Source organism: Coprococcus sp. AM14-16 (genome assembly GCF_003434675.1).
GTDB lineage: Bacteria > Bacillota > Clostridia > Lachnospirales > Lachnospiraceae > Coprococcus > Coprococcus aceti.
Genome location: NZ_QTLL01000006.1, coordinates 6,240 through 16,592 on the forward strand (window position 1 = coordinate 6,240; position 10,353 = coordinate 16,592).

General features: G+C 40.3%; 9 protein-coding genes and 1 pseudogene. 2 read left to right on the top strand and 8 right to left on the bottom strand.

What is annotated here, in order from left to right; translation table 11 throughout:
* The 3 genes from DW159_RS13270 to DW159_RS13665 all read right to left on the bottom strand — a co-directional run.
* The coding region (locus DW159_RS13270; protein ID WP_242992746.1) for an Hsp20/alpha crystallin family protein at positions 1–425 on the bottom strand (425 nt) is incomplete at its 3' end.
* A 209-nt stretch (positions 426–634) separates the two neighbouring features.
* Entirely contained in the window at positions 635–1,330 is a 696-nt protein-coding gene (locus DW159_RS13275) for a nitroreductase family protein (protein ID WP_330410638.1), read from the bottom strand.
* A gap of 11 nt (positions 1,331–1,341) precedes the next feature.
* A complete protein-coding gene (locus tag DW159_RS13665; protein WP_158547614.1) occupies positions 1,342–1,485 on the bottom strand; it encodes a hypothetical protein in 144 nt (47 codons plus the stop codon).
* A 347-nt stretch (positions 1,486–1,832) separates the two neighbouring features.
* On the opposite strand from DW159_RS13665, the gene DW159_RS13280 reads away from it, so the two are divergent.
* Positions 1,833–2,069 carry a DUF6061 family protein gene (locus DW159_RS13280; protein ID WP_044945660.1) on the top strand — a complete coding sequence of 79 codons (237 nt, stop codon included), beginning with the start codon at positions 1,833–1,835 and terminating at the stop codon, positions 2,067–2,069.
* Between the two features lie 183 nt (positions 2,070–2,252).
* Here the strand turns inward: DW159_RS13280 and DW159_RS14325 are convergent, their stop codons facing one another.
* Positions 2,253–2,507, bottom strand: a complete 255-nt coding sequence (locus DW159_RS14325) for an InlB B-repeat-containing protein (RefSeq protein WP_082241386.1) — start codon at positions 2,505–2,507, stop codon at positions 2,253–2,255.
* Complete coding sequence (locus tag DW159_RS13290; RefSeq protein ID WP_117551394.1) at positions 2,464–5,883, bottom strand: M64 family metallopeptidase; 3,420 nt, start codon at positions 5,881–5,883, stop codon at positions 2,464–2,466. Before DW159_RS13290 ends, DW159_RS14325 begins: the two co-directional genes overlap by 44 nt.
* 260 nt (positions 5,884–6,143) lie before the next feature.
* Here DW159_RS13290 and DW159_RS13295 point away from each other — a divergent pair.
* Positions 6,144–7,196, top strand: a pseudogene (locus DW159_RS13295) (IS1380-like element ISClsp2 family transposase); the annotation flags it as partial.
* Positions 7,197–7,198: 2 nt separating this feature from the next.
* Here the strand turns inward: DW159_RS13295 and DW159_RS14330 are convergent.
* From DW159_RS14330 to DW159_RS13310, 3 genes are all read right to left on the bottom strand, one after another.
* Positions 7,199–7,249: a hypothetical protein gene (locus DW159_RS14330; protein WP_242992750.1), complete on the bottom strand. Its 51-nt coding sequence runs from the start codon at positions 7,247–7,249 to the stop codon at positions 7,199–7,201.
* Positions 7,250–7,619: 370 nt separating this feature from the next.
* Positions 7,620–9,557: an ATP-binding response regulator gene (locus DW159_RS13305; protein ID WP_242992747.1), complete on the bottom strand. Its 1,938-nt coding sequence runs from the start codon at positions 9,555–9,557 to the stop codon at positions 7,620–7,622.
* A gap of 81 nt (positions 9,558–9,638) precedes the next feature.
* Positions 9,639–10,241 carry a hypothetical protein gene (locus DW159_RS13310; protein ID WP_117551395.1) on the bottom strand — a complete coding sequence of 201 codons (603 nt, stop codon included), beginning with the start codon at positions 10,239–10,241 and terminating at the stop codon, positions 9,639–9,641.
* Positions 10,242–10,353: the final 112 nt, after the last annotated feature.

Here is a 10,353-nt window from a genome sequence, read left to right on the forward strand (position 1 = left end):
GGAATCGACAGTTTCAGTACGCCATGTTCATACTTTGCATGAATGTCTTCCTGAGTAACTCCTTCACCGACATAGAAACTTCTGCTCATGCTGCCGGCATAACGCTCACGTCTAATATATTTGCCGCTCTTCTTGTCCTTCTCATCCTTATCCAGACCCTTTGCAGCCTCAATTGTCAGGTAACCATCAGCAAGCTGAACCTTTACTTCATCTTTCTTGAATCCTGGGAGATCCATATCTACTTCATATGAATCATCTGTCTCACGGACATCGGTCTTCATCATGTTCTTTGCATGCTTACCATACAGCGCACGCTCGGTAGGTGCTAACGCTTTACTAAACTCCTTGTCAAAATCCCTTCCAAATGGGAAATAGTCATTCATCCAATCATCAAATAAATCTTCTCCAAAAATACTAGGTAACATAAGTCATTTCTCCTTTCAATCTCAAACAAGTGTCGGAAATTGTGGTTTCTTATGAAACCCCAAGGCACTTAGACTTTTTGTTTACTGTTACTTTCAAAATAATTATCAAGATAAACTTTCGGGATTCTTTCTCTTCTTTCTAATCCCTTTCCTTATCCTTGACTATGTTATACACCCAGTTGTTAGCACTGTCAAGAGGTGAGTGCTAATTATTTTGTGAAGATTTTGTGTCCACTCCCAGCCTCAAAGTGGTATTTGGCAATTCCAAGATCTATCTTCGTGCAGATTCCTCTCGGAGCTTTCGCTGTCACCATCTCATCTTTCAGCTCAAACATGAACTTCTGCTGGTTCACCGCTGTCGGTGCCAGACACACCGCCTCCATCCCCTTCGTGAACCAGTCTGTCTCCACATCTGCACTGCTGATTTCTGATATATCTTTGCTCTTGTGTGCAACACCCTGATTCTCACCATACCCAAGGGCAATCACTATCAGCAGTTTCTGTCCTTTGCCTATGACTGCCCTGGTCTTACCATGTGACATTGCAACCCAGCATGTGTTAAGTCCAAGTTCCTGACATCCAAGCACCAGCTTTTCACCGTAGTAGCCGGCCTTTTCCTGGTCGTTCTTCGCGCCAACTATAGCTATATAATTAGAAACATTTGTGAATTTGCCGTAATGCGCCATAAACGAATCAAAACAGTTCGGCTCATCGTAGACCGCCTGCATACTCAGTCCGCTCTCAAAATTTATCTCAGAGATAAGCCTGTCGATCTCCGCACGTTTCTCCTGCTCGATTGGCTTATCTTTATATTGCCGCACACTGTGCCTCTCCTTCATCAACTGTAACATATCCATGCATTTTCCCTCGCTCTCATTCTGATATCTACGCCGAGTATAGTCCATCAAACTTGAAGTTATCCTTCATATTTATTTTCCGCCAGTTTCTCCGGTACCCTGATAATATCAATATATGCTGTCTGATTCGCAGGATGAGATTCTTCCTGTAATACCTGTTCAAACGGTCGGACATAATTCATCTTTTTCTTTGTCTGAATCATTCCAAATCCCACCTGTCATGTGTCCTTCTACACTTGATTTTTCATTCTGACAAACTGGAATTGAGATTTCATGTATTCCAAGGGATTTAATAATTGTTATATTTTATTATCAAATATCTCTGAATCCCTTGAAAACACTAAGTTTGTCGCAGGTGATCTTTCCCTTAGACTTTCCCTTATGTTATATCTTCCCATATGGATTTATGAACCCTGATAAGGGAAAATACAAGGAAAAGAAAATCCTCTAAAACAGTATAACACAAAATAAAAACGACATGGTGAACTGATTGAAATGCTTCTGATTTTTGTAACAAATGATTGATTGAATGATAAGGAGATTTGATACGATGAGAACAATATTTGCAGAATACAATCCACAACGCAACAGCATTGATGTTTATACTTCTGCTGGCTATATGCTCCGCATTGACTGCTGGGAAGCAGAAAAGAATTTAAAAACAACACCCAGATTAGATTGTGCATTAAATGCACTTGCTATTGATGAACCACTTGAATATGCAAGACTATACCTTGATGGAACTATGCAGATGTGGGTTGATGCCGAAGATTCATTTTATTTATGATGATTATACTGTCACTCCTAGTGTCTCCAGAGAGTGACAGTTTCATTGTCATTTTGAGCTCGTCTTTTTTAAGACAAGCCTCGTATATTTATTTGTAAGCTGCGTTCGCTTCTTCTTGAGTGATTTTCCCAGTTTTAACAGCATCAGAAATTGCTTCGTCTAATTTAGTATAAACAGTAGTTGTCACAACTCCGAAGCCGCTGACGAACAGCAGAGCGATCCACAGCCACTCATACTGTTGTCGCCGGTCTGCGGATTCTGAACATCATCCGAAGGCTTGGTGGTATCGTCAGACTTGGTAGGAGCGGCAGGTTTGGTTGCCTTCTGACCTTCTTCGATAGTCTGAGTCGTTACTGCAGAGCCACCGGCAGAATCAAAGGTTACGGTATAGTTTTTATTTCTTTGTTGTAACAGTCTTAGCTTTTGACCAGCCTGAATAAATCCTTATGGATTTGCCGTTAATCTTAACTGTCTTATAGGTGCGAACTCTTACATAATACTTTTTCTTGCCCGAAAGCTTTGAAATTTTCTTTGATACTGTTGTATTCTTGCCTACTGTTACGGTCTTAGCCTTGCTGAATTTACTTGAGGCACTGTACTGTACCTGATAGCCTGTTGTCTGTGTAGCCTGCTTCTTCCACTTTACTGTAAACTTCTTTGAACCTGCTTTAAGTGAGGAAATACTTGTTGCCTTTGGCTTGATTGTGAAATAAAGCGTCTTTGTTCCGCTGTATTTACCCTTAAAGGTAATCTTTACTGCGTACTTGCCAACATACTTTCTGCCTTTTGCATAAGACACAGTATAGTCAGTATTCTTAACAAGTGTCTTTCCTGTTCTGTCCTTAACATTAACCTTAGGTGTTCTAACCTTTCCGTTATATGTTAATGATGTTGCTTTAAGCTTTATGCTTGATGCCTTTGGAATTACTGTCGTTGAAAGAGTTTTCTTACATACCGAACAGTAATTTACTATCTTGCCGTTTGCTGTTGGGGTTGCCTTTGTTACGGTTTGCTTTGTGGTGTGGGCAATCTTAGCAATATTGCCCCAAGATGCAAGGTCGGTTATTTCCTTTGTACCGAGTACATCTTCATAGAACTTGCCACAACCTTCGCACTTGTAGTATGCTTCCTTACCGCCCTCTGTGCAGGTGGCAGCTTTCGCAGCAACCAAAGTCAGATTGTGAGTGTGTTCTTCGTTTTTATTTTTGTAATAATATGTAACAACCGTTCCGTCCGAAACAATAGGCTTATTCAAGCCGTCAACCTTTATAAATTCATAATCATAAAGTGTTTTTGCCGGTGTTAAATCAAGCTTTGTGCCGTATGGCACGGTAAATGTTCCGCCGGCAGTGTTTGGAATTTCAGAGCCGTCCTCAAATTTATACTGAATTGAAACGGTTGTGTAGCGCTGTGTTTCCGTATTGTCGTCTGCAAGCACATTTCCGTTTTCATCGAGCACCTGAAATGCCACGGTATCGCCGCTCTTAAGCTGTGCATCAGACGGAATTTGATAAATAAGCGAGCAACTCTTTAAGCCTGAATTAAAGTCGCTTTTGATGTGATCCAAAGCACCGAGCGGCCAGAAATTTGCCTTATCATTCCAAACAGGAATGTCAAAGGTTTGTACTGTTTGAAGCGGATTCCCCGATGAATCGGTCGCAACGCTTCCGTCGGAGTGCTTAATCAACATTTTGAATTTTAATTGTCGTGCATTTTTATCTGAAATGTTTTGAATAACAGTTCTAAGCTCGATTTTTTTACCGTTCATATTAGTATTAAATCTGCTTTTGCTGTTGCCGCTCAAAAGTCGGTCATTGCGATTATATGTGTAATTATAATATGAACTTGTTTCAAGGTCGGTAAAATCAGACGGCTTTGAATAAGCGCCCGTATATTCCTTAACCTCGGGAGTTGCAACATAAAGGTCTACATCCTTAACAAGCTGAGACATTCGCTTGAAGCCCTGCAAACGGCAAACCTCACAGAATTGATAGTTTGTGTCTCTCATTATGCACTCATAACTTGAAACAAGCATTTTTGAGCCGTAAGCATTGCGGCAGGTATATGTGTTTCTAAAACCTAAAAGCTGTCGCCATTTTATCTTTTCCGGGTCTTCAACCGAGGAAAGATTGAGTGATTTAAGTTCCTTATCGTCAAGCAAATATCCGTTACTGTATTCATCACCGAGACCGAGCAAACCGTGTCCAAACTCGTGTGCAAAAGTTTTTGACGCACGATAACTGTCTGATGGCGAAATGAAATAATGGAAGCCGTATTCACGGTTATTATAAGCACCGCCGAAATCTGATTTTGTGTTTACAACCATAGCGAACTGAGCAATATAATCGTGAACATAATAATAAGGCTCATATTCCGAACCGGACGGAATTGTGTTTGGATCACACTTTTTTTTGATATGAGCATCGTGAATTTTCTCGATAAATTCAGGACCGATACATCTCTCAAAAATATGATTTTTCCACTGACTTCCGTGGAGATTATTAGAAATAACAGGCGAATTATATTTGTCGACTATAACATCAAAGAAGGTGCTTCCACCATTGTCAAAAGTCGATTCGGAAGCTGTGCAAAGAGCGTAAACATTGAATCTGTCGGCATAACTGCGATACGGTTCATATTTCATAGCGTCCTGCCAAAGTCGTTTGACATCATTGATGAATTTGCCCTGCTGACTTTTTGTGTATCCCTCGCCGCAAACGACAACAACCATATTTTCCGTGTCGCTGCGTGTTTTTTGGATGGTATAAACAGGGATGGTAGGATTAGAATATTTTCCGTCATTTGAATACCACGGGCCGAGGGTGAGCTGAATGCTTTGCTCGGTGCTGACATTCCAATCGGGATTTGCGTCCTCGGCAGGTTCCGAAATTGTATAATCATCCTCTTGCTTATTTGGAGCAGAGCCGATATAAGGACTGCTTTGTGAGCCGCTGCCGGAAGTTATAACAAAATATTCGGAATCGAGATAAAATGCAGGTCTTACGCCCAAATCGGAATACCACGGAGCATAACGACCGACCTGACCCGATGAACTGATATAACGCATATCGTGATTGCAATCGGTAACAGGAGTGCGAAGCCAATAAGGCCAAGCCATACCGTCATTATTATACGCAACATAATAACCTTTGAGATTTTTCCACACGGCATTAGCCTGCTTTACATCAAGAAGAAAAACCTTTTCGGTTGTAGTTTCAAAATATGAACTGTCGTAGTTTGCCACCGCTTCCGAAATATCGGTGTAGTATAACAAATCCGAATTTGCGTCTCCATCAACTATGCCCTTGTTGTATTCGGGATGAGAAACGAGAGAACGCTGGGTAACGGTTTTCATTGCCGCAATTTCAGATTTTGAAAAAGCGTTGAGAAAACCCGCTTTTTCGTTGTACGCTCCCACACCGCTTACATATCCGTCTTTCGGAGGGTTGCCGCAAAGCCAATCGACTTTGCCTTCAGCTGCGGTCGAATTTAACCAAGAACGCATATTGCTGTCTTTCCAATAGTTAGAACCGTAATCATCACGCTTATAGCTTCTGCTGTGTGATTTTGAATTGCTGTTGTCATTTGTTTTGGCATCATATGCAAGGGTGTCAACAATTTTGTCTGCAAGCATAAGCGGTCCGTTATTGTCAATGCTTACACATCGCCAAAGAATTGAGGCATTGTTATACGCGCCCATTTTAACATAGTCGCCAACTTTAATATCGGGCTTTGATGCCGCCTGAATGGTCATCGGCAAAGCGGAGATTGCCATGCACAATGCCAAGAATATTGCGGTTATTTTTTTCGTCATTAAGGAACCTCCTTTATAAGCTATATATTTGCTTTTATTATATTGTAAGGTGTTATATGCGTCAATGAAAATCCACCTTATTCCGTGAAACTTACCATAGTGTTACATCCCTTTTTTTCAGCAATAATACCTGCTGGAAACTGATTTTCGCAATACATTTTATTTCACCCACTAGGTTAAACAAAATTTTGTTTTTTTACTGTATCATCATGCATTATCCTGTATAATGAAAGTATCAAAAGATAGGCGGAGGCAGTGCAATGAAGAAAATACACATTGAATTCAGCGATGAGCGGCTCATTACTCCCAGTGGTCTGGTATTCGTAGGGCAAATACTTGGAAAAAGCAGTTTTGTTAAAAAAATCAACCGTGCTCCAATTTCAAAAGATTATCTGCAGAAACAGATAAAAAATGGAGACGTGCTCCTCACCTATATTGGTATGCTCTGTCAGGGAAAACCCCAGTATGAGGTTGTCCGTGAAATGATAGATGACCCTGACTACTACAAATACGCATTAGGCATCTCCTATGCGATTCCTTCCGCCGAAACACTCCGTCAGCGTTTTGACATGATCGGGGATTCCCTGCGCAAAGACATCCAGCAGGCAAATGTCGACATGCTGCGTGAAATGCACATAGAGCCGACAGCCCTGGATAACGGCTTTGTTCCTGTCGATATTGATGTAACCCCCTTTGACAATTCGAAATCCAATAAGGAAGGCGTATCCCGTACCTACAAGGGTTTTGACGGATATGCACCAATTATGGCATATATCGGCACAGAAGGATACCTCGTCAATCTTGAACTGCGGATTGGGAAACAGCACTGCCAGAAAGAAACTCCTGATTTCCTGAGAGAGACCATTGAACTGTGCAGACAGCTGACGGAAAAACCACTGCTCATCCGGCTGGATTCCGGCAACGATGCATCTGAAAACATAGGCATCTTTATGGAAGAAAGCTATAAATACAACAATGTGTCTTTCATCATAAAACGGAATCCCAGACAGAAAAGTAAAGAAGAATGGCTGGAATCCGTCAGGGAATGCTGCCAGAATATCCAGCATCCACGTGATGGGAAAACTGTTTATATCGGACAGACCTTCCGAAATGTGACATATTCCCTTTCTGATAACGAGGAGAAAACTGTCGGAATACGCACAATTTATGAGATCACGGAAAGAACCATTGACCGATATGGGCAGTATTTTATCGTACCCGATATAGAACTGGGCACATACTGGACAAACACTTCCCTGCCAGACGAAACAGTCATTGATCTTTACCATGCCCACGGAGAAAGTGAGCAGTACTGTCAAAAATCCTCTCCGTCACTTGTGACAAAATAATATGACAGATCAGTAATTGAGACAGCTACATGCTTTCCCCATGGGGTGTTTTTTTCATATCATCTATATTCCAAACAACTTGATCTATGTATTTATAATCAAGCCATATGGCACGATTAACTTATTCGGTCAATTCCGATTTCTCAGTTTCAAAAACTTGAAGTTGTAGAAATCCTGATCGGACATATTGTCGTTCTTGATCTTCCCGGCGGTTTCCATGACAGCTTCCACCAGCGGGCGAATATCCATAACAGAGGTGTCCTCCTGGTGCTGGGTGCTGATAAGAAATGTGGTGATGCGACCTGTATCATAATCATAGAAAACTTGCGCTTTCGCATCCGACAAGACCAGTGCAAACTTTTCATCAGAATTAACTTCTTTGTTTTCCTAATCGTGTTTAATGTATTTAGTGATAGTATCGATTAATTCCTCCATGTTAATCGGCTTGGAAATATGGTCATTCATGCCTGAATCCAGGGATTCCTGAATATCATCTACAAAAGCATTTGCAGACAAAGCTATAATTGGAATCGTAACTGCATCGGACCGCTCTATGCCCAAGGCTCGAATGGCTTTTGTTGCTTGGTATCCATCCATGTTTGGCATCATAATATCCATCAAAATAAGATCGTATGTGTCTCGTGGATGATTTTTAAACAATTCCACAACTTCTTTTCCGTCTGATGCGCGTGTTACGGTCATATCAGCATCTTCCAGTATTATCGTAGCAAGTTCAGCATTTAGATCATTATCCTCAGCCATAAGAACATGAATACCCGTCAAATCTCTATGTGGAGGTTGTTTTTGTTTTGATTGAATAACTTGTTCTGTCAACTCCAGTGGAATCTCCACAGTGAATGTAGTACCTACACCTTTTTTGCTCTCAACAGCAATTGAACCGCCCATCATATCTATATGTTTTTTTGTGATGGCCATGCCAAGACCAGTTCCCTTATATTGGGTTCTGGCATTAGCATCATCTTCTTGTGAAAACGGCTTGAATAATTCTTTCTGGAACTCTTCACTCATGCCAATACCATTATCTTGAACAACATAACGAATTATGATATGTTTCTCATCCGCTCCGGGGTAACTGCTGATATCCAAAGTAATCTTTCCACCGTCCTTTGTGAATTTCACAGCATTGCCAAGAAGATTCACCAAAACTTCTCGAATACGCGTAACATCCGCAAGTACATATGGGTTCTTTGGTCTTTCTCGATGTACTTCAAACTTAAGATCTCGGTTATAAAGAAGTCCATTCATAATCGCCTGGACGTTATCTGTCAATTGAGTAATGTCCACTGGCTCAGGCGAAATGATATCTTTTCCGCTTTCAATGCGACTGAAATCCAAAACGTCATTCAACAAAGAGAGAAGATGATTCGAACTTTTTTGAACTTTCCCCAAGCTATCATGAATATCTGAAACCGTGTTCTGGTGAAGCGCAATGTTTGTAAATCCAATAATGGCATTCATCGGCGTTCTGATGTCATGGCTAATATTAAGCAAAAACGCAGATTTTGCTTTGTTGGCAGCATCTGCTTTCTCAGCGGCGTTCATTAATAATTGTTTTTGTTTTTGCTCTTCTGCCTTGCTTTTCTGGTAAACATAATAGGTATATAGACAAATTAAAAGCAATACAGCTCCTGCGACTAAACCGCAGATGATGGAAATATGATTCGTCTCTTCAACCATTCCATAAGCTGATTGCATATCCATTTCAATGCAAAATGCGCCAATGATTTCTCCTGTCCCATCATGATTTGCTCTTACAGGATAGCAAGCCGTAAAAATCGGCCCCCATGTTGTATCAATGATATCCTGAGAGTACACATTCTCCCCAGAAATAGCCCTATCAATATACGGAACCATTTCTTCCTCAATATAATCTCCAGGGTGTCTTACATCATCCGCATCCGAATCCAAACCATCTACCACATAAACGAGTTTTCCTTCTTCATTTTTTGTAGCGGTGTAAATATATCGAGTAGAATTCAGTGTTCTGATTTCATTGAAATATGAAGAAATATCCTTATATATTTGCTTCTTTTCATCAGATTTATCTTTGATTTGATCAAAATCTTCTTTGCCGATTCTTCCATCCACAAGTTTGTGTACTGCATCTGCACTCGCTGTATCGCGCGCAATTTCTGTTTCAAGGGCAGTCTTAGTGTAAGAACTTTGCAGGATAAATGTGTACAGTGCTATTACAAAAATTATCAAAAGCCCCATAAGCACAAGGATACTACCTGTATTCTTCAGTCTAAGGAATTTCTTTTTCTTCAAATTAACTCCTTCTTTTGTTTTCTTCATGCTGCTCATTCACATCCTCTGAATTCTAATTTTCCAATTTAACAAATTCCGATTTTCTTGATTCTACAAACTGGAATTTATAACTCTGTTCTATACTGGTTCAATCTTGATATCGATATAGTCACCTTCATCAACATTATAAACATGTTTCCCTAATATCGAGAGAACAGCTCGTATGTCTTCAATATCTTCGCTGGCAAACTCTACATATGAATTTATTGTATCAGATGCGTTTTCGTCTACATAATCATCGTGCAGATATACATAAAACTTATCTAAAATATCTTCAAGCGGGTACTGGGATATCACTGGCTCCGAAGGAGAATTTTCACCCAAATCCGGCTCTGCTTCAAAAACTATTGAGGTTACAAAGATTTCCTTTGGAGAATTTGAGGGATCATCCATATTAACCATGACGATATCGTTATCCGTGCCTACATCCTCAATATCTCTATAATACTTTCTTCCCTCATAGTTCAGTATTAAATAATCTTCGAGCATTTCTCCTGCTCCATATTCCCAGCCCTCGACCTGTTTTAGCTTTTCAGCTAAAGCATTATCATCCAACTGCTCTAATCCGAGATAATCATCTCTCTCTGACCCAGTTTCATATGTTTTATATATTTTCTCATCTACTATTTCGTAATCTGCCGTTTTATATTTCTCCGCCTCATAAAACCTTATATTTTTCATCTTAATCCCTCACACAACTTCCGATTGAACTTTCCATCAATTTAATTGCTTCATCAACGGATACACATGTAGCAAATCTCTTTGGCCACATCATATCATTGTAATATTTATA

Excerpts from the sequence above, each read along its gene's own strand:
- DW159_RS13275 (WP_330410638.1), bottom strand. The coding sequence starts at position 1,330 with ATGGACTATACTCGGCGTAGATATCAGAATGAGAGCGAGGGAAAATGC.
- DW159_RS13665 (WP_158547614.1), bottom strand. The coding sequence starts at position 1,485 with ATGATTCAGACAAAGAAAAAGATGAATTATGTCCGACCGTTTGAACAG.
- DW159_RS13280 (WP_044945660.1), top strand. The coding sequence starts at position 1,833 with ATGAGAACAATATTTGCAGAATACAATCCACAACGCAACAGCATTGAT.
- DW159_RS13290 (WP_117551394.1), bottom strand. The coding sequence starts at position 5,883 with ATGACGAAAAAAATAACCGCAATATTCTTGGCATTGTGCATGGCAATC.
- DW159_RS13305 (WP_242992747.1), bottom strand. The coding sequence starts at position 9,557 with ATGAGCAGCATGAAGAAAACAAAAGAAGGAGTTAATTTGAAGAAAAAG.
- DW159_RS13310 (WP_117551395.1), bottom strand. The coding sequence starts at position 10,241 with ATGAAAAATATAAGGTTTTATGAGGCGGAGAAATATAAAACGGCAGAT.